We start from the raw sequence: 24,743 nt of genomic DNA, 5'->3' as shown, positions 1-24,743 counted from the left end.
GAATGGGGACAGAGCGGGAAATGGCGACGATCGCGGTGTACAGCCTGAAGGGTGGCGTCGGTAAGACCACGCTTGCGGTCAATCTCGCCTGGTCCTCCGCGATCCAGTCCTCGCGGCGGACCCTGCTCTGGGATCTCGATCCGCAGGGCGGCGCCAGCTATCTGATCGGCGACGGCAAGGCGATGAAGGATCGCGCCCAGGCCGTTTTCGCCAAGGACGTCGAACCCGAAAAACTCATCCGCCCTTCGACCATCGAGCGGCTGGACCTGCTGGCGGCCGATACGTCGCTGCGCGGCCTCGATCGACTGTTCTTCACGCTCGACAAGAAGAAGCGGCTGGCGAAGCTGCTTGAATCGCTGGCGAAACATTATGATCGCATCATCCTGGATTGCCCGCCGGGCCTGACCGAGACCAGCGAGCAGGTGATGCGCGCGGCGGACATCATCCTGTCCCCCGTCATCCCCTCCCCGCTGTCCGAACGCGCGCTCGACGAGATCCTGTCCTTCCTCGATCGCCAGAGCGGGCGTCACGCACCGATCCTGCCTGTCTTCTCGATGGTGGACCGTCGCCGCGCGCTGCACCGTGCCGCGATGGAAAGGCACCCGGACTGGCCGGTGATCCCGATGGCGAGCGCAGTCGAGCAGATGGCGATCCACCGTTCGGCGATCGGCGGTTTCGCGCCCTCCTCCCCCGCCGCGCAGGCCTTCTCCACGCTATGGAAGGGCATAGAGCGCCGGCTGACCAAGGCGAATTGATCGCCCCGCTTCAACCTCGCCGTTGATTGCCGCGACGGGGGACGCCATATTTGAATCGTGCAACCGCTCGATACGACCATGCTGCTGCGCGCCTATGGGTGCGGCGTGTTTCCCATGGCGGACGATCGCGCCGCCGATCGCGTCTTCTGGGTGGAACCCAAGAAGCGCGGCGTGCTGCCGCTCGACGGCTTCCACCTGTCGCGCTCGCTGGCCAAGACGCTGAAATCCGATCGTTTCCAGGTGACCGTAAACACCGCCTTCGATCAGGTGATCGCCGCCTGCGCGGAGGAGACAGCGGATCGCCCCGGCACCTGGATCAATGCCCAGATCGAGGCCGCCTGCCACGAGCTCCATATGCGCGGCCATGCCCATTCGGTGGAGACCTGGCATGATGGCGTGCTGGTCGGCGGACTCTATGGAATCACGCTGGGCCGTGCCTTTTTCGGGGAAAGCATGTTCAGCCGCATGCGCGACGCGTCCAAGATCGCGCTCGCCCATCTCGTCGCGCGCCTGCGCGTCGGCGGCTACAGCTTGCTCGATTGCCAGTTCATAACCGATCACCTCGCCTCGCTGGGGGCGATCGAAATTCCACGGGACGATTATGTCGCGTTGCTGGACGGCGCGCTTTCCGCCGGTTCCTCAGCCGCTCCGCCGCCCGATTTCCGCGCGCTCGACCGGCTCGCGCCCGAATCGCCGGCCGAAACGGTTTCGGTGTCCGCTCCGATATCGGGGAAGCGCATCGTGCAGGCCTTGGCCCAGACATCATAGACCGGGTGCTCGACCATGTTGAGCGATGGCGATTCCTTGTAGAGCCAGCCTGAAAAGGCACGGCGCCATTTATCGTCCGTGCCGCGCACGTCGAGCTGGACGAAGGCGCCGGTCAACTGCTCGGGTTCCCAGGGCGCGGTCTGTTCGCAGGCGCGCAGCCGCACGATCACATCGCCGACGCGCAATGCCTGTCCAGGCTTCATGCGCAGATCGCGCGACAGGCCATTGCGCTTGTTGAGCAGCCCGATCACCGCCTCGCGCTCGGCCATGGGCGTCGTTCCGCGCGAAGGTGGCGGCGCTGCCGGCCCGGCGTTCGCCCGTGCGGGCGCGGCAGGCACCTCGGCCGTGGTTCCGGCGTTGGCCGCTTCGGCGCCTGTGGCGGCGGGCTCGGCCTGATTCTGCAATGCCATCGCCGCGCCCCAGCCGGCCAGGATCAACCCGGCAACGCCCAGACCGGCGACGAGCCGACGATTCATGCGTCGGGCGCCCATGCCTCATAGTCCCCGGTCGCCTGCGCGCGGCGGCCACCGGCCTCAAGCGCGCCAGCCGGGCGATAGGCGCTTCCGGTTCCGGTCAGATTCGGAGTCGCCTCACGCTGCCAGGGCCGTGGCGCCGGCAGCGCTTCGGACGGGACGGCATCGAGCGTGCCGTGCAGCCAGCCATGCCATTCGGGCGGCACGCGGCTCGCGTCGTTCGCGCCCTTGTAGATCACCCAGCGGCGTTTGCGGCCGTTTTCAGCCTTTTTCGCCTCATAATAGATATTGCCCAGCGCATCCTCGCCGACACGCTCGCCGCCGAAGATGGTGCCCATCGCGGTGCCGAAGGTCGCGCCTTCCCACCAGGTGAAGATGTTCTTGAAGATGCCCATTGCGCGTTCCCGTTACCCGATGGCGCCGCCGGAGAAAACCGTTTTGCGTCGCCCGCCTTTATTTCGCGGCCGGCCCGCCGGGCCAGCTCACATGATCGCCCTCGGCGATGCCCAGCGCGGCGGCGCGACCGCCCGCGATTTCGAACACCGCGATCACCGGTTCGCCCGAGGAAACCTGATCGAGCGATTGCGGCACCGTCTCCTCGGCGATCCGCGCGATGCTGCCGTCCTGGCGAATGAAGATCATGTCGAGCGCGATCACCGTATTCTTCATCCAGAAGGATTTCGGTTCCGGCTGCGCGGAAGGAAACAACATGCCGCCATCGTCCGGCAGCGAGGTGCGATACATCAGCCCCCGCGCCTGCTCGGCCTCCGTGCGCGCCACCTCGACGCGGAAATTGTGAACACCCGCCGCGGTACGGATCGAGAGCGGCAGCAGTTCCGCCGCCTCGGCTTGCGCGGTCCCGCCCGATTCCTGGCCATTCTCCGCCCCGCCCCGGCAGCCGCATAGCGCCGTCACGGCCAGCAAGGCCGCCGCCAGAAACGCCGCTCTCATCGCTATTCGATCGGCTCGACCAGAACGGCCAGCAGCCCCTTGTTGCCGCTCACGCAACGCGCGCGGAGCGGCTGGCCCGGTTCGACCTCCGCGAGCCCGGCGCGGCGCAGCGTTTCCATATGGACGAAGATGTCGGTTTCCCCGTCCGCGCGCAGCAGAAAGCCATAGCCCTTCACGCGGTTGAACCATTTGACCTGCACCGGCTCGAACGGCCCCGCCTGGTCGATCATGTCGGCCGGATCGAGACGGTCGCGCCGTTCCGGCGCCACGCGCTCCGGATCGGGCACGACCGCCGTATCCAGATCGAAGGACAGGATCTCCCGCGCCTGCAGGCCGCGATTGCGGCGCGCGGCCAGGCAACTCACCCGCGTCCCTTCAGGCAGGCTGCGCCGCCCGTGATCTCGCAATACCGAAAAGTGGATCAGCACGTCGCCCGCGCCGTCATCCGACACCATGAAGCCGAAGCCTCGCGTCGAATCGAACCATTTCATCGTGCCGTCATGCTTTTCCAGCACTTCGGTTGCGACAATGCTCCCCCCGATCTCCTCGATCGGCGGGTCCGCGCCCTGCGCTTCACTGTGCATAGCTCCGGACTCTTGCACGCGAGCCCATCTCCCCCAAGAATGAGTCTCCAACCCATGGCGTAACACAATTCCGTTCGTTTCCGAAACCGGGGAAGCACAATTGTTTCAATTCGGGGCTTCGGGGACTTCTCCAGGCTCGGAATCGACGAGAATCCTTGCGATTTCAAATGCGTGTCCGGCCCGGATCAATGCGGCGAGCGCCTTGTCGCGCGCGAGACCAGGCACAAGCGAATCGGTGGCGAAGGGCCCGATCCGGCGGCGGCGGGCAAAGGCGAGCGCAGCATCCCAGGCCGCCGCGCCGGCTGCTTCGCGTGCCGCCTCCCCGTCCGCCTCGTCGATACCCGCCATTCTGAGCGCGTCCGCGATCCGGCGCGGCCCATATCCCCTGCGCGCCAGCCCGGCCGCTCGCGTCTCGGCAAAGGCGCGATCATCGACATAGCCGAGCGCCGCCATCCGCTCCACGATCGCCTCGACCGACGGGGCATCGTCGCCCTGCCAGCCCCGTTCACGCAGCTTGCGCGCCAGATAGGATCGCAGTTTCGCGCGGGTCGTGGCGTATCGCGCGACATGGCTGAGCGCAAGCTGTCGCAGCATTTCGGCATCCAGCGGTCTTGGGGCTCTGCGCTTCTCTTTGGTCACCGCCATGTTTATGCCACAGTCGAGCCGGATTTTGAACGCGTCCACTGCGCTAAGAAAGCAGGTTCATGGTGGGGAAATCCTGTGCGGACGGCGCGAGTAATGCGCGCGAAGCCGGGAAGAATGAGAGCAAGGAAGATGCTGGAGCTCGCCGAACCCAGGATTTCCGCTGTTAAGGTCGCAGGAATGAATATGCTTGAGCCGACGCCGATCGAGGACAATCTCGCGCGCCGCTATTCCGATTTCGATACTCTGGGCGAAGCGCTCGATTATGCCGCCCAGGGCGTGCGCGGACTGAACTTCCACGATGCGCGCGGCACATTGGTGCGCGCCTATCGGTTTTCCGAGCTGCGCCGCGATGCCCTCGACTGCGCCTATCGCCTGATCGCGCATGGCGTGAAACCGGAAGACCGCATCGCCCTGGTCGCCGAAACCGGCGCCGAATTCGCGGCGCTGTTCTTCGGCACCATCTATGCCGGCGCGTGGCCGGTGCCGCTGCCGTTGCCGACATCGTTCGGTGGCCGCGATTCCTATGTCGACCAGCTCAGCGTCCAGCTCCGCAGCGCCGATGCGAAGATGCTGCTCTATCCCGCGGAACTGGCGGGCATGGCCGGTGACGCCGCCACGGCTTGCGAGGTCGAGGGCGTGGACTGGGAAAGCTTCGGCGGCGCCGCCGCCGAGCCCGTCACGCTGCCGCAGGCGAACGAGGGCGATATCGCCTATCTCCAATATTCGAGCGGATCGACGCGCTTCCCGCATGGCGTCGCGATCACGCATCGCGCCCTGCTCGACAATCTGGCCGCCCATTCGCATGGCATGGAGTTGCAGGACAGCGATCGCTGCGTCTCGTGGCTGCCCTGGTATCACGATATGGGACTGGTGGGCTGCTTCCTGTCGCCCATCGCCAACCAGGTCTCGACCGATTATCTGAAGACCGAGGATTTCGCGCGCCGTCCGCTCGCCTGGCTTGATCTGATCAGCCGCAATCCCGGCACCTCGATGAGCTATTCGCCGACCTTCGGCTACGACATCTGCGCGCGCCGCATCTCGAGCCAGACCAACACCGACCGGTTCGACCTGTCGCGCTGGCGGATCGCGGGCAATGGCGCCGACATGATCCGTCCGGACGTGATGCAGAGCTTCGTCGACGCATTCGCGAGCGCCGGTTTCAAGGCATCCGCCTTCGTGCCAAGCTATGGCCTTGCCGAAGCGACCCTCGCAGTCTCGATCATGCCGCCGGGCGAAGGCATCGTCGTCGAGCTGGTCGAGGAGACCGAGCTTTCGGGCGCGATCGGCAATGCCGATCGCCCGCAGCGGTATCGCGCCGTCGTCAATTGCGGCAAGCCGTGCCGCGACATGGAAGTGCAGATCCGCGAGGAAGACGGCACGCCGCTTCCCGATCGCGCGATCGGCAAGGTCTGGTGTCGCGGGTCGTCGGTGATGGTCGGCTATTTCCGCGATCAGGAAGCGACCGACGCCTGCCTGAAGGACGGATGGCTGGATACCGGTGACATGGGCTACATGTCGAACGGCTATGTCTATATCGTCGGCCGGGCGAAGGACATGATCATCATCAACGGCAAGAACCACTGGCCGCAGGACATCGAATGGGCCGTGGAGCAGCTTCCCGGCTTCAAGTCCGGCGACATCGCCGCCTTCGCGATCACCACGCCGGGCGGCGAGGAAACGCCCGCGGTGCTCGTCCAGTGCCGCACCTCGGACAATGGCGAGCGCGCGCGCCTGCGCGACGAGATCCGCGACAAGGTCCGCTCGATCACCGGCATGAACTGCGTCGTCGAACTCGTGCCGCCGCGCACCCTGCCCCGCACCAGCTCGGGCAAGCTCAGCCGCGCCAAGGCCCGCAACCTCTATCTTTCCGGCGAGATCCAGCCGCTCGATATCGCCGCCTGAACCCTGGCGGCCGGAAAAGCGCCCGTCGGGCGATTTTTTGGCGTTTCTCAACCGATCGCTAACCAGTTGCCGGTTAACCGGTTGGCGTGGACCAGAATACGCAGATCGATGAGACGGCGCCACGGATCGGCTGGGCGGCAGCGCTTGGCCTGACCGAGGACAAGCGGCTGGACTGGGGCGCGATTCGCGCCGCCCAGCTCAACGCCCTGTATAAATGCGCGCTGATCCGCTTCCTGGCGGTGCTGGGCGGTGCGACGCTGATCTGCGTGGCGCATGCCACGGTGGTTCGGCCGGTTATCCTGTATGGCTGGGGTTTCGCCATCGTCGCGCTGGGCCTGCACATCGCATCGCGCAAATGGCGCGTGCGCGGCTGGGAACTGCGAACGGCGACGCGCACCGAACTGCACCGCGAGACCATCGCCCTGTTCGCGTCGGGCATGCTCTGGGCTGTGCCGCCCCTGTTCTTCGTGAAGGGCGGGATCAACGAGGTGCTGGTAGTCTGGTCGGTGCTCAGCAGCCTCGCGGCGGCATCGGCGCTGGTGCTGACGGTCGCGCCCTTGGGAACGATGCTGTTCATCGCCGTGGCGGGCGGAGCACTCAGCGCGATGGCGCTCAACCTCGGCCTGACGATGCTCGCCGGCGCGAACCTGCTGTTCACGGTGATGCTGGCCGGCATGGCCTTTCTGAGCGGCAAGCGCTTCATCGAATCGCTGGTGTCCGATCAGGCGCTGACCGAGAAGAAGGAAGTGGTCAGCCTGTTGCTGCGCGAATTCGAGGATACGGGCGCCGACTGGCTGTGGCAGACCGATGCCGCGCGCTGCCTGACCCATGTCTCGCCCCGCTTCGCCTCCGCCCTGGGCGTCGATCTCGCCGAACTGGAAGGCAAGCAGTTGCTCCGCATCCTGGCGGGCGAAAGCTGGGAAGCCGGCAATTTCGCATCGGGCTTGCGCGAACTGGCCGAGAAACTGAAACGGCGCGAGAGCTTCGCCGATCTGATCCTGCCGGTGAAGATCGCGGGCGCGACGCGCTGGTGGGAATTGTCCGCCTCGCCGCGCTTCGACGATCGCGGCGCGTTCCTGGGCTTCCGCGGCGTTGGATCCGACGTGACCGCGCAACGCGATTCGGCCGACAAGATCAATCGCCTGGCGCGCTACGACACGCTGACCGGCCTGCCCAACCGGATGATGATCAACGAGACGCTGGCGCGCGCGATGCAGCATGCCGAGCAATGGCGCAGCCAGTGCGGTTTCATGATGATCGACCTCGATCGCTTCAAGGCGGTCAACGACACGCTCGGCCATCCGGTCGGGGACCGGCTGCTCAGCCGCGTCGCGGAGCGGCTGCGCCAGTTGATGACCGAGAATGAACTGTGCGGCCGGCTGGGCGGCGACGAATTCGCGGTGGTGCTGCTCGACGTGCGCGACCAGAATCGCGTCGATACGTTGGCCCATGCGATCATCGAGGCGCTGACGCGCCCCTATGAGGTGGATCAGCACACGCTTTATATCGGCGCGAGCGTGGGCAGCGCCATCGGCCCGCGTGACGGGCGCACCGCCGAAATGCTCATCCGCAGCGCCGATCTCGCGCTCTACCGCTCCAAAGATGCGGGCGGCGGCAAGCATAATTGTTATGAGCCGCAGCTTCACGCCAATGCCGAGGAACGCCGCACGCTTGAGATCGCGCTGCGCAGCGCGCTCGAAAAGGGCGAATTCCACCTCGTCTACCAGCCGGTCGTTTCCGCCGACGATTCGGCGATCGAGGGCTTCGAGACGCTGCTGCGCTGGACGCATCCCGAAATGGGCGTGATCCCGCCCTACAAGTTCATCACCGTGGCCGAGGATGCGCGCCTGATCGCGCCGATCGGCGAATGGGTGCTGCGCACCGCGTGCGACGAAGCGGTCAATTGGCCGCCCACCGTCCGCGTCGCGGTCAACGTCTCGGCCGAACAACTCAGCGATCCCAATTTCGTGACCGCCGTGATCTCCGCCCTGTCGCACAGCGGCCTGCCGCCGCACCGCCTGGAGCTGGAGGTGACCGAAAGCGTGTTCCTGCGCGAAGGGACCGGGGCGATCGCGATCCTCGACCAGATACTGGGCCTGGGCGTCCGGCTGGCGCTCGACGATTTCGGCACCGGCTATTCCTCGCTCGGCTATCTCCGCAAGACGCAGTTCTCGACGATCAAGATCGATCGCAGCTTCGTTCAGGGCGCCGCCAAGAAAAGCGCGGAGAGCCTGGCGATTATCCGCGCGGTCGTCGCCATGGCCGACAGCCTTGGCATGACCACCACCGCCGAGGGCGCCGAGACCGAGGAGGAGTTCGAGATGATCCGCGAGCTCGGCTGCACCAAGGTACAGGGCTATCTGTTCGGCAAGCCGATGGTCGCGGAAGAAGCCCGCAAGCTGATGACGCGCGCGCAGCAGCGCCGCGCCGCCGCCTGATCTGCTTACAGGTGTTTCCAGCCCTTGCGTCCGCCCGTGTCCCTCGCTATGTCGCCCGTCTTCCCGGTCCTAGGGGTATAGCTCAGCTGGTAGAGCATCGGTCTCCAAAACCGAGGGTCGTGGGTTCGAGTCCCTCTGCCCCTGCCACGCTTGCCACGATTGGCGGCGCGGTATAATGGCCCGGGATGCGACAGAGAGGTCACGGGGCGCTCCGGTCGAAAGACACGGAAAGCGCTTGGTGGCCATTTGTCGTTGGTATCGATGAACTTTTTCGAAGGCTCGAATAGTGGCGAAGGTCAATCCCGGCGAGTTCATCCGGCAGGTACGGGCCGAAACGGCGAAGGTCGTCTGGCCGACCGGCAAGGAAACCGTGATGACGGCGGTCATGGTCCTGATCATGACGACGATCCTCGCGCTGTTCTTCTTCGGGATCGATTCGGCGTTCAGCGCCATCGTCCGCGCATTGCTCAGCCTGATCGGCTGAGCCGGAGCTAATAGGGAAACGCATGTCGCGCTGGTACATCATCCACGCCTATTCGGGCTTCGAGAACAAGGTCCGTGACTCGATCATGGCCGAAGCGACGCGCATGGGGCTCGAAGCGCTCGTCGAATCCGTCGAGGTGCCGACCGAGACCGTGACCGAGGTTCGCCGCGGCAAGAAGATCCAGTCGGAACGCAAGTTCTTCCCCGGCTATGTGCTGGCGAAGCTGTCGATGAACGACGACGTCTATCACCTGGTGAAGAACACGCCGAAGGTGACCGGCTTCCTCGGATCGTCGGGCAAGCCGCAGCCGATCAGCGAGGCGGAAGCCGCGCGCATCCTCAACACCAAGGAGGAAGCCGCCGCGGCGCCGAAGCACCAGATCAAGGTCGATTACGAGATCGGCGACAGCGTCAAGGTGCTCGACGGCCCCTTCGCCAGCTTCAACGGCATTGTCGAGGAACTGGATTTCGAGAAGAACCGCGTCAAGGTTTCGGTCTCGATCTTCGGCCGCGCCACCCCGGTCGAGCTCGATTTCGAGCAGGTCGAGCGCGCCAAGTAAGAATTTGGGGGCCTGCCCCCGAATGCCTGCGGGAGGGGCGCTTCGGCGTCCCGTCGAACCGCTAAGCTTGAAACAGGGCAAGGCCGTCGCGCCGAACCCTATCACAGAGTGAGAATGGACAATGGCTAAGAAGATAACGGGCTATATCAAGCTCCAGGTGCCCGCGGGCGCCGCCAACCCCTCCCCGCCGATCGGCCCTGCCCTGGGTCAGCGCGGCGTGAACATCATGGAATTCTGCAAGGCGTTCAACGCGGCGACCGGCGATCTCGAAAAGAGCATGCCGATCCCGACGATCATCACCGTCTATGCGGATCGCAGCTTCAGCTTCGAGACCAAGACCCCGCCGGCGACGTACCTGATCAAGAAGGCCGCGGGCCTCAAGTCGGGTTCGAAGGAGCCGGGCAAGGTTTCCGCCGGAAAGATCGCGCGCTCCAAGCTGGCCGAGATCGCCGAAGTGAAGATGAAGGACCTGAACGCCAACGACATCGAGGCAGCGACCAAGATCATCGAAGGCTCCGCCCGCGCGATGGGCCTCGAAGTGGTGGAGGGCTGAACCAATGGCATTTCAGAGCAAGAAGGCGAAGAAGCTCGCCGAGACCATCGACCGTGACAAGCTGCACGGCGTCGACGAGGCGATCGCGCTGGTGAAGGCGAACGCGAACGCCAAGTTCGACGAGACCATCGAGCTCGCGCTGAACCTGGGCGTCGATCCCCGCCATGCGGACCAGATGGTCCGTGGCGTCGTCACCCTGCCCAAGGGCACCGGCAAGACCGTTCGCGTCGGCGTGTTCGCCCGTGGCGACAAGGCCGAGGAAGCCAAGGCCGCCGGCGCCGATGTCGTCGGCGCGGAAGACCTGCTCGAGATCGTCCAGGGCGGCAAGATCGAGTTCGATCGCTGCATCGCCACCCCGGACATGATGGGCCTGGTCGGCCGCCTCGGTAAGGTGCTGGGCCCCAAGGGCCTGATGCCCAACCCGAAGCTCGGCACCGTGACCCCCAATGTCGGCGAGGCCGTGAAGGCCGCCAAGGGCGGTCAGGTCGAGTATCGCGTCGAGAAGGCCGGCATCATCCATTCCGGCATCGGCAAGGCGAGCTTCCCCGCCGAGGACCTGCGCGCGAACTTCGACGCGCTGGTCGATGCGGTGATCAAGTCCAAGCCCTCGGGCGCCAAGGGCAAATATGTTCGCAAGATCGCGCTGAGCTCCTCGATGGGCCCCGGCGTCAAGGTCGACACGGCGGAAGTCGCTGCGGCGTAAGCCGGCGACCATGCCAGGAACAAGAAGGCCGGGGCGCAAGCTCCGGCCTTTTTTGTTGGTGGGGACAGCCTCTCATCGCGCGCGCCATGGGCATGGCACATGATCCCCACGCCGTTTGAGCTGAGCCTGTCGAGGCCCCGCAGAAGCCCGACTTCGCGGAATCGGGCCGCTTCTCCTTGACCCTGCCCCCGAATCTGCTATGCGCCGCGCCTTGATCGTTGGGCTTGCCCGATGGTCATGCCGTCCGAGACAGTTGGTGAAGGCGATTCGGCCTTCTTAATATCCAGCCTAGACGGGGAACAGTTTTCCGCCCGCGTCGCGCATATGCGCCCGCCGGGCTTCTGCCGACAGGCAGGTGACCATTCCCCTCGGACTTGTACCGCCCGTGGCTTGCCGCGGGTTTAGCCGCTTGCCGGATTTCCGGCGGGCATAGTGGAGAATGGCATGGATCGTGCTCAAAAAGCCGAGCTGGTCGCAACGCTGAACCGCACCTTCACCGAGACCAGCGTGGTGGTTGTCACCCGCAATCTCGGCCTCACCGTGGCACAGTCCACGGCGCTCAGGACGAAGATGCGCGACGCTGGCGCCAGCTACAAGGTCGCGAAGAACAAGCTTGCCAAGCTCGCAATCGAGGGCACCGCCTACGCCCCCATCAGCGACCTGCTGACGGGCCCGACGGCGCTCGGCACCTCCGCCGATCCGGTGGCACCTGCGAAGGTGATCGTGGAGTTCGCGAAGACCAACGACAAGTTGGAAATCGTGGGCGGCGCGATGGGCGAGACGCTTCTCGATGCAGAGGGAATCAAGGCGCTCGCAGCGCTGCCCTCGCTTGACGAACTGCGCGCCAAGATCGTGGGCCTCATCGTTGCGCCCGCGACCAAGCTCGCGACCATCACTCAGGCACCGGCGGCTCAGATCGCCCGCGTCCTTTCCGCGCATGCGGAAAAGGAAGCCGCCTGATCACCTGACTGAAACCCGAATGGCGGGCAGATGCCCGCATATGGAGACTACACATGGCAGACCTGAACAAGCTCGTTGACGATCTCTCGGCCCTCACCGTTCTCGAAGCCGCCGAGCTCTCGAAGCTCCTCGAAGAAAAGTGGGGCGTTTCGGCCGCTGCTGCTGTTGCGGCCGCGCCGGCTGCTGGTGGCCCCGCCGCCCCGGCTGCTGAAGAGAAGACCGAGTTCGACGTCGTCCTCGTCAGCGACGGTGGCAAGAAGATCAACGTCATCAAGGAAGTCCGCGCGATCACCAACCTGGGCCTGACCGAAGCCAAGGCGCTGGTTGAGTCGGCTCCGAAGGCGATCAAGGAAGGCATCGGCAAGGACGAAGCCGAGAAGCTGAAGAAGCAGCTCGAAGAGGCCGGCGCGACTGTCGAACTGAAGTAAGTTCGCACGTACGCCTCCAGTTTCGGCTGGAACGGACATGGAAGGGGCGGCTCCGCAAGGGGCCGCCCCTTTCTTGTGCGTCACGCCGTCCAGGATCCTCAGGCGTGCTGTGGCTCCGCATGAAGGCGTGCATCAATGTCCTCGTGCATGCCGGTGGGGCGGTCGGTCGAAAAACCCTCGATCGCTTCACCGCGCGCCAGCCCGATTTCGAAGGATGCCGATGTGCGCCCTTCCCCGCCACCCGGCAGCCTGTAACGCGCATCGGCGACCAGCACCGGGAGCACGCTGCCATCGACGCCGTGATCAGTGGGGAGCGCGATCGCCGCCTCGATGCGGGTGCCGTCGCCCGGCGCGAGCGTGACTTCGGACAGTTTCGCCCCGGCGGGCGGATCGATCAGCAGTTGCTCCATCTCCGATTCCTGCGCCGAGCCGGCGGCGAACATCCATGTCGAGATGCGCACGTCGCGGGCGGGGACGTCGCCGGCATTGCTGACGGTCAGCTCGAATTCGACCACGGCGTCGTCACGATTGGTGCCCGCGCGCATCGGGCGCATCATCAGTTCCAGCCAGGGCCGGCCCACCGGGGCATCCGATGCCGCGACCATCGCGTCGATATCCGCGCTGTCGGGTTCACCAACCGAGACCTTGTCGATCTCGCCGATCGGATCGGTCGAACGCGTTTCAGCGACGACCAGATCCGGCCTGGTAGCGGCAGGAACATGCAGCGCCGCCGCCGGCACGACCGGCGCGGCCGCCGTCATCGCATCGGGCACGGGCTCGACAAAGGGCGCGGCGACAGGCTGCGGCACGGGCTCCTCATATTCCCCGTCGAAATAGCCCTCGACGCCTTCATATTCGGCCTCACGACGGCGGCGCCAGGCGAGCAGCCCGGCAATCGCGCCGATCACCGCGAGCCCCAGCACCAGCCAGAGCCACGGCGCATTTCCGGTTTCGACCGGTGCTGGAACGACGGGGTCGGCGGCCACCGGGCCGGTCGCTACCGGCTCGATCGGCTGCGGCGCGATCTCGGCGGCCGGCGCCGCTGGTACCGGAACAGGCGTGAGCGCGGGTGCGGCGGCAGCCGGGGCGGCGACCGTGGCTGCCGCGACAGGCGCCGTGGGCGTAACCTCACGCACGCGCGGACGCGGAGCGGGGCGTTCGACCGAACGGCGCGGCGGCGCCGCCGCCGGCTGCTCGGCCTCGGCGACAGGCGCCTGGGTGGGCGCGACCGAGACTATGGGCGGCGGCGTGACGCGCAGCGCGGGCGCGGGCATCGACGTGGCCACCGGCGGAGGCACGGTCTGCGCGGGCACCGGCAAGGGCTGGATATCCTGCGCGAAAGACGGGGTTGCGGGGAGCGCGACGGCCGCCAACAGCATGGCAATCGCGTGGCGATGGGGGTTCGAATGCTGTTTCATGACAGGCTGACAACGATTTTCGTGGAGGTCCGGGCTCCGCTCGTCGCACAAACTGCGGTGGATCGTTCCGTCACGAGGCCCGGCTGAAAAACCATCGTGGTTTGACATGGCGGACACGCACTCCTATATCGCGCCTCTTCACCACAGCCTCTCGGGAAATGATGCGCCGTCGCGCAGTGCATCGGACGAATGGATTGGCTGGGGTTTCAGGACGCCGAAGCTGCTGTTTTTCCAGAAGGAAAGACTGCGGCTTTTGGCGTTTTTGCGCCCAAGAATTCTGACTGACGCAACCGACCGATAGGGCAAAACCGACATGGCGACCAAGGCAGCTCCCCTCCCGAGCACCGCGAAGAAGCGCATCCGCAAGGTTTTCGGCAACATCCACGAAGTGGTGCAGATGCCGAACCTGATCGAGGTTCAGCGCGAATCCTACGAGCAGTTCCTGCGCTCCGATCCCAAGATCGGCTATGTCTCCGGCCTTGAGAAGACGCTGCGCTCGGTTTTCCCGATCCGTGACTTCGCCGGCACCGCCGAGCTCGATTTCGTCAATTACGAACTGGAAGATCCCAAGTTCGACGTCGAGGAATGCCGTCAGCGCGGCATCACCTATGCGGCGCCGATGCGCGTGACGCTGCGCCTGATCGTGTTCGAGGTGGATGCCGACACGGAAACCCGCTCGGTGCTCGATATCAAGGAGCAGGACGTCTACATGGGCGACATGCCGCTCATGACCGAGAACGGCACCTTCTTCATCAACGGCACCGAGCGCGTCATCGTCAGCCAGATGCACCGTTCGCCGGGTGTGCTGTTCGACCATGACCGCGGCAAGACCCACGCCTCGGGCAAATATCTCTTCGCCGCGCGCGTCATCCCGTATCGCGGCTCGTGGCTGGACTTCGAGTTCGACGCCAAGGACATCGTCAACGTCCGCATCGACCGCAAGCGCAAGCTGCCCGTCACCGCCCTGCTCTATGCGCTCGGCCTGAATTCCGAGGACATCCTCGGCTATTTCTACAACAAGGTGACGTTCGTTCGCGGCGAAGGCGGCTGGGTGATCCCCTTCACGCCGGAACAGTGGCGCGGCCAGAAGCCTGCATTCGACGTCGTCGATTCCAAGACCGGCGAGGTCGTCTTCCCCGCCGGCCAGAAGATCAGCCCGCGTTCCGCCAACAAGGCGCAGAAGGACGGGCTTGAGCAGCTCCTGATCCCGACCGAGGAGATCTTCGGCCGCTATTCGGCGTTCGACCTGATCAACGAGGCGACCGGCGAGATCTATATCGAGGCCGGCGACGAAGTGTCGCCCGACAATCTCGAAAAGCTCGACAAGGCCGGCGTCGATCGCATCGAACTGCTCGACATCGACCACGTCAACACCGGCCCCTGGATCCGCAACACGCTGAAGGCCGACAAGGCCGAGGATCGCGACCACGCGCTCAGCGACATCTATCGCGTCATGCGCCCCGGCGAACCGCCGACGCGCGAGACCGCCGAAGCGCTGTTCGCCGGCCTCTTCTTCGATCCGGAGCGCTACGACCTGTCGGCCGTCGGCCGCGTCAAGCTCAACATGCGCCTCGACCTCGACGCCGAGGACACGGTGACGACGCTGCGCACCGAGGATATCCTGGCCGTCGTCAAGACGCTCGTCGACCTGAAGGACGGCAAGGGCGAAATCGACGATATCGACAATCTCGGCAACCGCCGCGTCCGTTCGGTCGGCGAGCTGCTGGAGAACCAGTACCGCATCGGCCTGCTCCGCATGGAGCGCGCGGTGAAGGAGCGCATGAGCTCGGTCGACGTCTCGACCGTCATGCCCAACGACCTGATCAACGCGAAGCCCGCGGTCGCCGCGGTGCGCGAATTCTTCGGTTCGTCGCAGCTCTCGCAGTTCATGGACCAGACCAACCCGCTCTCCGAAGTGACGCACAAGCGCCGCGTCTCGGCGCTCGGGCCGGGCGGCCTCACCCGCGAGCGCGCGGGCTTCGAGGTTCGCGACGTCCATCCGACGCACTATGGCCGTATCTGCCCGATCGAAACGCCGGAAGGCCCGAACATCGGTCTGATCAACTCGCTGGCGAGCTTCAGCCGCGTCAACAAGTACGGCTTCATCGAGACGCCGTACCGCAAGGTCATCGATGGCAAGGTCACCACGGAAGTCGTCTACCTGTCGGCGATGGAAGAGGCGAAGCACACCATCGCGCAGGCCAACGCCGAGCTGGATGCCGATAACGGCTTCGTCGAGGATCTGATCTCCGCCCGCGAGGCCGGCGAGTTCCTGATGGCGCCGCGCGATCACATCACGCTGATGGACGTGAGCCCCAAGCAGCTCGTATCGGTCGCGGCGTCGCTCATTCCGTTCCTGGAAAACGATGACGCCAACCGCGCGCTCATGGGATCGAACATGCAGCGTCAGGCCGTGCCGCTCGTCCGCGCCGAGGCGCCGTTCGTCGGCACCGGCATGGAAGAGACGGTCGCGCGCGATTCCGGCGCCGCCATCGGCGCCAAGCGCGGCGGTATCGTCGATCAGGTCGACGCGACCCGCATCGTGATCCGCGCCACCGGCGATGTCGAGGCCGGCAAGTCGGGCGTCGACATCTACACGCTGATGAAGTTCCAGCGTTCCAACCAGAACACCTGCATCAACCAGCGTCCGCTGGTGAAGGTGGGCGACATCGTCAACGAAGGCGACATCATCGCCGACGGTCCGTCGACCGAGTTCGGCGAACTGGCGCTGGGCCGCAACGCGCTCGTCGCGTTCATGCCCTGGAACGGCTACAACTACGAGGACTCCATCCTGATCTCCGAGCGGATCGTGAAGGACGACGTCTTCACCTCGATCCATATCGAGGAGTTCGAGGTGATGGCTCGCGACACCAAGCTCGGGCCTGAAGACATCACGCGCGACATCCCGAACGTCGGCGAGGAAGCGCTGCGCAACCTCGACGAGGCCGGCATCGTCTATATCGGCGCCGAGGTGGAGCCGGGCGACATCCTGGTCGGCAAGATCACGCCGAAGGGCGAAAGCCCGATGACGCCGGAAGAGAAGCTGCTCCGCGCCATCTTCGGCGAAAAGGCGTCCGACGTGCGCGACACGTCGCTGCGCCTGCCCCCGGGCGTCGCCGGCACGATCGTCGAGGTCCGCGTGTTCAACCGCCACGGCATCGACAAGGACGAGCGCGCGATGGCGATCGAGCGCGAGGAGATCGAGCGCCTGAAGAAGGACTCGGACGACGAGCGCGGCATCCTCAATCGCGCCAGCTATGGCCGCCTGAGGGAAATGCTGCTCGGCCAGGTCGCGACCGCCGCCCCCAAGGGCGTCAAGAAGGGCTCCGAGATCGACGAGTCGCTGCTTGAGGAAGTCGAGCGCCACGAATGGTGGAAGTTCGCGGTCCAGGACGACAAGCGCCAGGCCGATCTGGAAGCCGTGAAGGCCCAGTATGACGAGGCGGTCAAGCTCATCAACGAGAAGTTCGAGGACCGCCGCGAGAAGCTGGAGCGCGGCGACGAGCTGCCCCCGGGCGTGCTCAAGATGGTCAAGGTGTTCGTCGCGGTGAAGCGCAAGCTGCAACCGGGCGACAAGATGGCCGGCCGTCACGGCAACAAGGGCGTTATCAGCCGCATCCTGCCGGCGGAAGACATGCCCTTCCTGGAAGACGGCACCCCCGTCGACATCGTGCTGAACCCGCTGGGCGTGCCTTCGCGCATGAACGTCGGCCAGATCTTCGAGACGCATCTGGGCTGGGCCGCGCGCGGCCTGGGCCGCCAGATCTCCGGCGCGCTGGAGCAATGGCGTGAGGCCAATCCGAACGGCACCGGCGGCAATGCGCCGCAGGTGGTGATCGATCGGCTGAAGACGGTCTATGGCGCACATTATGTCGCCGAGATCGAAGCCCGGAACCCCGATCAGATCATCGAGTTGGCCGGCAACCTGACCGGCGGCGTGCCGATGGCGACCCCGGTGTTCGACGGCGCCCGCGAGTCCGACGTCGCCGACATGCTGGAGCTGGCGGGTCTCGATCCGTCCGGCCAGGTCGAGCTGTTCGACGGCCGCACCGGTGACGCGTTCGACCGCAAGGTGACCGTCGGCTACATCTACATGCTGAAGCTGCACCACCTGGTCGACGACAAGATCCACGCGCGTTCGATCGGGCCCTACTCGCTCGTCACCCAGCAGCCGCTGGGCGGCAAGGCGCAGTTCGGCGGCCAGCGCTTCGGCGAGATGGAGGTCTGGGCGCTCCAGGCCTATGGCGCCGCCTATACGCTGCAGGAGATGCTGACGGTGAAGTCCGACGACGTGGTCGGCCGCACCAAGGTGTACGAAGCGATCGTCAAGGGCGACGACACGTTCGAGGCCGGCATTCCGGAGAGCTTCAACGTGCTCGTCAAGGAAATGCGCTCGCTGGGCCTGAACGTCGAGCTGAAGAGCATCGAGGAACAGGACGACGGCCTGGCCGAGGCGGCGGAATGACGGAACGGGCGCCGGCTGGAAACGGACGGCGCCCTTCCCCCCGCCCAGAGATTTGACCCTTCGTAAGGGACTGAAACATGAATGAACTGACCAATTTCGCCAATCCGGTCGCGAAGCCCGAGACTTTCGACCAGATCCAGATCGGGATCGCCAGCCCGGAACGCATCCGTTCCTGGTCGTTCGGCGAGATCAAGAAGCCCGAGACGATCAACTACCGCACGTTCAAGCCCGAGCGTGACGGCCTGTTCTGCGCGCGCATCTTCGGCCCGATCAAGGATTACGAGTGCCTGTGCGGCAAGTACAAGCGCATGAAGTACAAGGGCATCGTCTGCGAGAAGTGCGGCGTCGAGGTGACCGTTTCGAAGGTCCGCCGCGAGCGCATGGGCCATATCGAACTGGCCGCCCCCGTCGCGCACATCTGGTTCCTGAAGTCGCTGCCGTCGCGCATCGGCCTACTGCTCGACATGCAGCTCAAGCAGCTTGAGCGCGTCCTCTATTTCGAAGCCTATATCGTCATCGAGCCCGGCCTGACCCCGCTCGAGAAGTATCAGCTCCTCACCGAGGACGAACTGCTCGACGCGCAGGACGAATATGGCGAGGACGCCTTCAGCGCCGGCATCGGCGCCGAGGCCGTGCGCCGCATGCTCGAGGAACTCGACCTGGTCGGCGAGCGCGAGGACCTGCTCAAGGAACTGGCCGAGACCAAGTCCGAACTGAAGCCGAAGAAGATCATCAAGCGGCTGAAGGTGGTCGAGAGCTTCATCGATTCCGGCAACCGCCCCGAATGGATGATCCTGGAAGTGATCCCGGTCATTCCGCCCGAGCTGCGCCCGCTGGTGCCGCTGGACGGCGGCCGCTTCGCGACGTCGGACCTGAACGACCTGTATCGCCGCGTGATCAACCGCAACAACCGCCTGAAGCGGCTGATGGAGCTGCGCGCGCCGGACATCATCGTCCGCAACGAAAAGCGCATGCTTCAGGAAGCCGTCGACGCGCTTTTCGACAATGGCCGTCGCGGCCGCACCATCACCGGCGCCAACAAGCGCCCGCTGAAGTCGCTGTCCGACATGCTCAAGGGCAAGCAGGGCCGCTTCCGCCAGAACCTGCTCGGCAAGCGCGTCGACTATTCGGGCCGTTCGGTGATCGTGACCGGTCCCGAACTGAAGCTGCACCAGTGCGGCCTGCCCAAGAAGATGGCGCTCGAGCTGTTCAAGCCCTTCATCTACGCCCGTCTCGACGCCAAGGGTCTCTCCATGACCCTGAAGCAGGCGAAGAAGTGGGTCGAGAAGGAGCGCAAGGAAGTCTGGGACATCCTGGACGAGGTGATCCGCGAGCATCCCGTGCTGCTCAACCGCGCGCCGACGCTTCACCGCCTGGGCATCCAGGCGTTCGAGCCGGTGCTGATCGAGGGCAAGGCGATCCAGCTTCACCCGCTGGTCTGCTCGGCGTTCAACGCCGACTTCGACGGCGACCAGATGGCCGTGCACGTTCCGCTGTCGCTGGAAGCGCAGCTCGAGGCGCGCGTCCTGATGATGTCGACCAACAACATCCTGTCGCCCGCGAACGGCAAGCCGATCATCGTGCCGTCGCAGGACATGGTGCTGGGTCTCTATTATCTTTCGATGATGAAGGAGAACGAGCCGGGTGAGGGCATGCTGCTCTCCGACATGGCGGAAGTGCATCAGGCACTGAACGCCAAGGCGGTGACGCTGCACACCAAGATCATCAGCCGCGTCCCGCAGACCGACGAGCAGGGCAATGGTTATCTGAAGCGCTTCGAGACGACGCCGGGCCGCATGTTGCTGGGCGAGACGCTGCCGAAGAGCCACAAGGTGCCGTTCGAGACCGTCAACCGCCTGCTGACCAAGAAGGAAATCGGCGACGTCATCGACATCGTCTATCGCCACACCGGCCAGAAGGAGACCGTGCTGTTCGCCGACGCCATCATGGCGCTGGGCTTCCGCCACGCGTTCCGCGCCGGCATCTCGTTCGGCAAGGACGACATGATCATCCCGGGCGAGAAGATCGGCCTGGTCGATGAGACGCGCGATCTGGTGAAGGATTACGAGCAGCAATATCAGGACGGCCTGATCACCCAGCAGGAAAAGTACAACAAGGTGATCGACGCCTGGAGCCGTTGCGGTGACCAGGTGGCCGCGGCGATGATGAAGGAAATCCAGGCCGTCAAGAAGGACGAGAATGGCCGCGAGAAGCCGATCAACGCCATCTACATGATGGCGCACTCCGGCGCCCGTGGTTCGGCCGCACAGATCAAGCAGCTCGCCGGCATGCGCGGCCTGATGGCCAAGCCTTCGGGCGAGATCATCGAGACGCCGATCATCTCGAACTTCAAGGAAGGCCTGACCGTCCTTGAATATTTCAACTCGACCCACGGCGCCCGCAAGGGCCTGGCGGACACCGCGCTCAAGACCGCGAACTCGGGTTACCTGACCCGTCGTCTCGTGGACGTGTCGCAGGACTGCGTCGTGATTGAGGAGGATTGCGGCACCGAGCGCGCGCTGGAGATGAAGGCCATCGTTCAGGGCGGCTCCACCATCGCGTCGCTGGGCGAGCGTATCCTGGGCCGCACCACGGCCGAGGATATCGTCGACAGCAAGAGCAACGAGGTGCTGATTCCCGAAGGCACGCTGCTCGACGAACCGATGATCGCCGCGATCGAAGCGATCGGCATCCAGTCGGTCAAGATCCGCTCGCCACTCGTCTGCGAATCGACGCAGGGCGTCTGCGGCAAGTGCTACGGGCGTGATCTCGCACGCGGTACGCCGGTCAATATCGGTGAAGCCGTCGGCGTCATCGCGGCGCAGTCCATCGGCGAGCCGGGTACGCAGCTCACCATGCGTACCTTCCACATCGGCGGCGCGGCGCAGCTCAACGAGCAGTCGAACCTCGAGGCCGTTTCGGACGGCACCGTCGAGTATCGCGATCTTCGCGTGATCGTCGACCAGCGCAACCGGCGCGTCGTCCTGGCGCGTTCGGGTGAACTGGCGATCATCGACTCCGAAGGCCGCGAACGCGCGGTGCATCGCCTGCCCTACGGCGCCTATGTGCTGGTCGAGGACAAGGCGAAGGTGTCGAAGGGCGATCGTCTGGCCGAATGGGATCCGTTCACCATGCCGGTGATCACGGAAAACCCGGGCATCGTGAAGTATCAGGATCTGATCGACGGCAAGACGCTGACCGAACAGGCCGACGAAGCCACCGGCATCACCCAGCGTGTCGTGATCGAATATCGCGCGCCGACCCGTTCGAAGGAGGATCTGCGTCCGCGCCTGACCCTGCTCGACGCGGCGTCGGGCGAGGCCGGCCGCTACATGCTGACGCCGGGCACGACGCTCTCGGTGGAGGATGGCCAGGAAGTGAGGGCCGGTGACGTGCTCGCACGCGCCAGCCGCGAAGCTGCCAAGACCCGCGACATCACCGGTGGTCTGCCGCGCGTCGCCGAACTGTTCGAAGCGCGCAAGCCCAAGGAAAACGCGATCATCGCGAAGGTCTCTGGCCGCGTCGTCTTCGGCAAGGACTATAAGGCGAAGCGCAAGATCGGCATCCAGCCCGAGGATGGCGGCGAGGTCGTCGAGTATCTGGTGCCGAAGTCCAAGGTCATCGACGTGCAGGAAGGCGATTACGTCAAGCGCGGCGACAACCTGATCGGCGGCTCGCCCGATCCGCACGACATCCTCGAAGTGCTCGGTATCGAGGCGCTGGCGGAATATCTCGTGTCGGAAATCCAGGAAGTCTATCGACTCCAGGGCGTGAAGATCAACGACAAGCACATCGAGGTGATCGTTCGCCAGATGCTGCAGAAGGTCGAGATCACCGACGGTGGCGACACCACCCTGCTCGCTGCCGAGCAGGTGGATCGCGAGGAAATGGACGAGATCAACGCCAAGCTGGCGAACGGGCTTCGTCCCGCTCAGGGCAAGCCGGTGCTGCTGGGCATCACCAAGGCGAGCCTCCAGACGCGTTCGTTCATCTCCGCGGCGTCCTTCCAGGAAACGACCCGCGTGCTCACCGAGGCGTCCGTCCAGGGCAAGTCGGACACGCTGATCGGCCTCAAGGAGAACGTGATCGTCGGCCGCCTCATCCCGGCCGGTACCGGCGCGGGCATGAACCGCATGCGCGTCACCGCCTCCAGCCGCGATGCCGCGCTCCGCGCCAGCCAGCGCGCCTGGCAGGAAAGCCTGATCGCCCCCAATTCGGCGGCGGAAGAGCATGAGGCGGAACTGCGTCAGCCCGTCGAAGCCGATACCGGCGACGATCCGCTGGCCGTGGTCGTGGCCGACACCAACGGCGAGGACGGCGCCGAGGCGTAAAGCGAAGCCCGCGCGGCGCTTGAGCGAACCGATCGAGGATGCGTCAGCATCTTCGAGATCGCGGATAAGCCCCTCGCCGAACTAGCTTCGAGAGACCCCGCCGGATCGTTCCGGCGGGGTTTTTCTTTGTGGCCCCGGCGCGATTGCGACGCCCGCTTGTTTCGTGCGACCAAGGCGGCATATCCGAACCGGAGGGCGCCACGCATGAAACCCGTCATATTCGCAACCATGGCCGCGCTGATCGCCATCGCCTCCCCCGCCGCCGCGCATGGCGACAAGCAACAAACGGCGGAAGCCGGCCTCGCCGAGGCAGCGCTCGCCAAGCCACCGGCGGACGCGCGCAAATGGCGCATCACCTCCAGCGCCGGCCCGCATGGCGAGATCAGCCTGTGGACGGCGGCCGACGGCAGTCGCTGGTCACGCCAGAGCCTGTTGCTGCGCGGTTTCAAGACGGAGATCGACCAGCGCTTCACGCTCGCGCCCGATGGCGGGTTCGAGACGATCGAGATCCGGGGCAATACGCCGCAGGGCAATGCCGCCGAAAGCTATTCCGGGAGATCGGGATACAGGACGCCCATCGACAGCGGCCCGCCCGCCCCCGCCGGCACGCTCTACATGCCCTTTGGCGGCACGATCGACATCCTCGCCCACGCCGTCGAAACCTTGCGCAAGGCGCCCGGCGGCACGTTGCCGCTCGGCCCCTCCGGCCGCGCGACGATCACGGAACTGACCAGGGCGACGATCTCCAACGGGAAGGGGAGCAAGACGCTGACCGCCTATGCGGTTGGCGGCTTCAGCCTGTCACCCATGCCCGTCTGGTTCGATGGCGACCGCTTCTTCGGCATGGCGAGCTACCTGGCCTTCCTGCCCGATGGATGGGAGTCGGCCGCGCCCGCGCTGATGAAGGCGCAGGACGAGGCGCTGGCCGCCCAGGCTCCCGCGCTGCTCGCCAGGATCGCACCCAGGGCTACCGCGCCCGTCGCCTTCCGCAATGTGCGCCTCTACGATGCCGAGCAGCGGGCATTTCGCGACGGCATGAGCCTGGTTGCCGACAAGGGCCGCATCGTCGCGGTGGGGCCGGCCGCTTCGGTGACGATCCCGGCGGGTGCGACGGTCTTCGACGGCGCGGGCAAGACGCTCGTGCCGGGGCTGTGGGACAGCCATATGCATTATGGCGACGACGCCACCGGCCCGTTGCTGCTGGCGCAGGGCATCACCAATGTCCGTGACCCCGGCAATGATGTCGAAACCGGATCGGCGCGGCGGGCACGCATAGAGGCGGGCACGCTGCTGGGGCCGCACAGCGTGCCCTCCATGCTGATCGACGGTGCCGGTCCGCTCGCCGCCCAGGGCGCCGTCACGGTTTCCGACGAAGCGAGCGCGCTGGCGGCGGTCCGCCGCGCCAAGCAGCTCGGCTTTTTCGGCGTGAAGCTCTACGGCACGCTCGATCCCGGGCTGGTCAAGCCGATCGCGACGGAAGCGCACCGGCTGGGCCTGCGTGTCCATGGCCATATCCAGCGCACGCGCCGTCCCGCCGAAGCTGTCGCCGACGGCTATGACGAGATCACCCATATCAACTGGGTGATCATGCAGGGCATGCCGCAATCGGTGATCGACCAGTCGAACGGGTTGCAGCGCTTCTACGGCCCTTATCGCTATGGCCCCGCCCTCGACTTCAAGGCAGAGCCGATGGACTCGTTCCTGGCCGAGCTCGCGCGTCGCAAGATCACCGTCGACCCGACCGTCGCGACCTTCGAGGGCGATTATATGCCGCGCGGCGAACTGCCCCCCGCGTATCGCCCCTTCGCCGGCACCCTGCCGCCCCAGGTCGATCGCGGGCTGCGCGGCGGCGGGCTCGCACCCACGCCCGAGGTTTCCGCCGCACAGATCGAAAAGGGCATCGGCGCGTACAAACGCATGGTGAAGGAACTGCACGATCGCGGCATTCCGATCGTCGCCGGCACGGACGGCTATGGCATCGAGCTCGTCCGCGACCTGGAACTCTATGTCGAAGCGGGATTGAGCCCCGCGGAATCGCTCGCCACCGCGACCATCATTCCGGCGACGCAATTCGGCATGGGCACCGAAACCGGATCGCTGACGGTGGGCAAGCGCGCGGACCTGTTCCTCGTCTCGGGCGATCCGTCGAAACAGATCGGCGACCTCCGCCATGTCGAAGTCGTGATGCATGACGGCCGGCTGATGAAGGCCGGCGATCTCCGCGCGGCGGCGGGGTTGAGCGGCCCGCCACGCTGACACATTCCCCCGGAAAGGCGGCCGGGCTGTGACTAAGCGCACGGCGTTCCGGCCGCTCATCCCGGACTCC

At 65.5% G+C, this 24,743-nt stretch carries 18 protein-coding genes, 1 tRNA gene and 1 pseudogene; 14 read left to right on the top strand and 6 right to left on the bottom strand.

Annotated elements, in window-relative coordinates:
- Nucleotides 1–2: 2 nt before the first annotated feature.
- Entirely contained in the window at nucleotides 3–755 is a 753-nt protein-coding gene (locus ACODTA_RS09385; RefSeq protein WP_489065639.1) for a ParA family protein, read from the top strand.
- Nucleotides 756–812: 57 nt separating this feature from the next.
- The gene (aat, locus tag ACODTA_RS09380; protein WP_489065638.1) at nucleotides 813–1,523 is read left to right on the top strand and encodes a leucyl/phenylalanyl-tRNA--protein transferase; all 711 of its coding nucleotides are present in this window, start codon (nucleotides 813–815) and stop codon (nucleotides 1,521–1,523) included.
- Nucleotides 1,524–1,558: 35 nt separating this feature from the next.
- Here aat and ACODTA_RS09375 read toward each other — a convergent pair.
- From ACODTA_RS09375 to ACODTA_RS09355, 5 genes and pseudogenes are all read right to left on the bottom strand, one after another.
- A pseudogene (locus tag ACODTA_RS09375) lies at nucleotides 1,559–1,726 on the bottom strand (DUF2155 domain-containing protein); the annotation flags it as partial.
- A gap of 269 nt (nucleotides 1,727–1,995) precedes the next feature.
- Nucleotides 1,996–2,391, bottom strand: coding sequence for an NADH:ubiquinone oxidoreductase subunit NDUFA12 (locus tag ACODTA_RS09370; protein WP_489065637.1), 396 nt, complete (start codon nucleotides 2,389–2,391; stop codon nucleotides 1,996–1,998).
- A gap of 58 nt (nucleotides 2,392–2,449) precedes the next feature.
- The gene (locus ACODTA_RS09365; RefSeq protein ID WP_489065636.1) at nucleotides 2,450–2,947 is read right to left on the bottom strand and encodes a DUF192 domain-containing protein; all 498 of its coding nucleotides are present in this window, start codon (nucleotides 2,945–2,947) and stop codon (nucleotides 2,450–2,452) included.
- A 2-nt stretch (nucleotides 2,948–2,949) separates the two neighbouring features.
- On the bottom strand, nucleotides 2,950–3,438 hold the full coding sequence (locus ACODTA_RS09360; RefSeq protein WP_489066192.1) for a cold-shock protein: 489 nt from the start codon (nucleotides 3,436–3,438) through the stop codon (nucleotides 2,950–2,952).
- Between the two features lie 198 nt (nucleotides 3,439–3,636).
- Nucleotides 3,637–4,125, bottom strand: coding sequence for a regulatory protein RecX (locus ACODTA_RS09355; protein ID WP_489065635.1), 489 nt, complete (start codon nucleotides 4,123–4,125; stop codon nucleotides 3,637–3,639).
- Between the two features lie 228 nt (nucleotides 4,126–4,353).
- Here ACODTA_RS09355 and ACODTA_RS09350 point away from each other — a divergent pair, with 228 nt between their 5' ends.
- The 9 genes from ACODTA_RS09350 to rplL all read left to right on the top strand — a co-directional run bounded on the left by ACODTA_RS09350 (nucleotide 4,354) and on the right by rplL (nucleotide 12,203).
- Nucleotides 4,354–6,078, top strand: coding sequence for a fatty acyl-AMP ligase (locus ACODTA_RS09350; protein ID WP_489065634.1), 1,725 nt, complete (start codon nucleotides 4,354–4,356; stop codon nucleotides 6,076–6,078).
- Nucleotides 6,079–6,164: 86 nt separating this feature from the next.
- A complete protein-coding gene (locus ACODTA_RS09345; protein WP_489065633.1) occupies nucleotides 6,165–8,516 on the top strand; it encodes a putative bifunctional diguanylate cyclase/phosphodiesterase in 2,352 nt (783 codons plus the stop codon).
- A gap of 71 nt (nucleotides 8,517–8,587) precedes the next feature.
- A tRNA-Trp gene (locus tag ACODTA_RS09340) sits at nucleotides 8,588–8,663 on the top strand.
- 139 nt (nucleotides 8,664–8,802) lie between these two features.
- The gene (secE, locus tag ACODTA_RS09335) at nucleotides 8,803–9,000 is read left to right on the top strand and encodes a preprotein translocase subunit SecE (protein WP_489065632.1); all 198 of its coding nucleotides are present in this window, start codon (nucleotides 8,803–8,805) and stop codon (nucleotides 8,998–9,000) included.
- A 22-nt stretch (nucleotides 9,001–9,022) separates the two neighbouring features.
- The gene (gene nusG, locus ACODTA_RS09330; protein WP_222992943.1) at nucleotides 9,023–9,559 is read left to right on the top strand and encodes a transcription termination/antitermination protein NusG; all 537 of its coding nucleotides are present in this window, start codon (nucleotides 9,023–9,025) and stop codon (nucleotides 9,557–9,559) included.
- 121 nt (nucleotides 9,560–9,680) lie between these two features.
- Complete coding sequence (gene rplK, locus ACODTA_RS09325) at nucleotides 9,681–10,112, top strand: 50S ribosomal protein L11 (RefSeq protein WP_222992944.1); 432 nt, start codon at nucleotides 9,681–9,683, stop codon at nucleotides 10,110–10,112.
- Between the two features lie 4 nt (nucleotides 10,113–10,116).
- Entirely contained in the window at nucleotides 10,117–10,815 is a 699-nt protein-coding gene (gene rplA, locus ACODTA_RS09320; RefSeq protein ID WP_489065631.1) for a 50S ribosomal protein L1, read from the top strand.
- A gap of 444 nt (nucleotides 10,816–11,259) precedes the next feature.
- Nucleotides 11,260–11,775 carry a 50S ribosomal protein L10 gene (rplJ, locus tag ACODTA_RS09315; protein WP_489065630.1) on the top strand — a complete coding sequence of 172 codons (516 nt, stop codon included), beginning with the start codon at nucleotides 11,260–11,262 and terminating at the stop codon, nucleotides 11,773–11,775.
- A gap of 53 nt (nucleotides 11,776–11,828) precedes the next feature.
- The gene (gene rplL / locus ACODTA_RS09310; protein WP_489065629.1) at nucleotides 11,829–12,203 is read left to right on the top strand and encodes a 50S ribosomal protein L7/L12; all 375 of its coding nucleotides are present in this window, start codon (nucleotides 11,829–11,831) and stop codon (nucleotides 12,201–12,203) included.
- Between the two features lie 98 nt (nucleotides 12,204–12,301).
- Here rplL and ACODTA_RS09305 read toward each other — a convergent pair whose 3' ends face one another.
- On the bottom strand, nucleotides 12,302–13,582 hold the full coding sequence (locus ACODTA_RS09305; protein ID WP_489065628.1) for an LPXTG cell wall anchor domain-containing protein: 1,281 nt from the start codon (nucleotides 13,580–13,582) through the stop codon (nucleotides 12,302–12,304).
- A 352-nt stretch (nucleotides 13,583–13,934) separates the two neighbouring features.
- Between ACODTA_RS09305 and rpoB the strand changes: the two genes are divergently transcribed.
- The 3 genes from rpoB to ACODTA_RS09290 all read left to right on the top strand — a co-directional run bounded on the left by rpoB (nucleotide 13,935) and on the right by ACODTA_RS09290 (nucleotide 24,673).
- Nucleotides 13,935–18,086 (top strand): DNA-directed RNA polymerase subunit beta, encoded by a 4,152-nt coding sequence (rpoB, locus tag ACODTA_RS09300; RefSeq protein WP_489065627.1) that lies wholly within the window; start codon nucleotides 13,935–13,937, stop codon nucleotides 18,084–18,086.
- Between the two features lie 77 nt (nucleotides 18,087–18,163).
- Nucleotides 18,164–22,417 (top strand): DNA-directed RNA polymerase subunit beta', encoded by a 4,254-nt coding sequence (gene rpoC, locus ACODTA_RS09295; RefSeq protein ID WP_489065626.1) that lies wholly within the window; start codon nucleotides 18,164–18,166, stop codon nucleotides 22,415–22,417.
- A gap of 204 nt (nucleotides 22,418–22,621) precedes the next feature.
- Nucleotides 22,622–24,673 carry an amidohydrolase family protein gene (locus ACODTA_RS09290; RefSeq protein WP_489065625.1) on the top strand — a complete coding sequence of 684 codons (2,052 nt, stop codon included), beginning with the start codon at nucleotides 22,622–22,624 and terminating at the stop codon, nucleotides 24,671–24,673.
- The last annotated feature ends 70 nt before the right edge of the window (nucleotides 24,674–24,743 follow it).

This window comes from Sphingomonas sp. FG14 (assembly GCF_057809675.1).
Note: the sequence above shows the minus strand (reverse complement) of the source record. Positions and strands in the feature narration are given on the sequence as shown.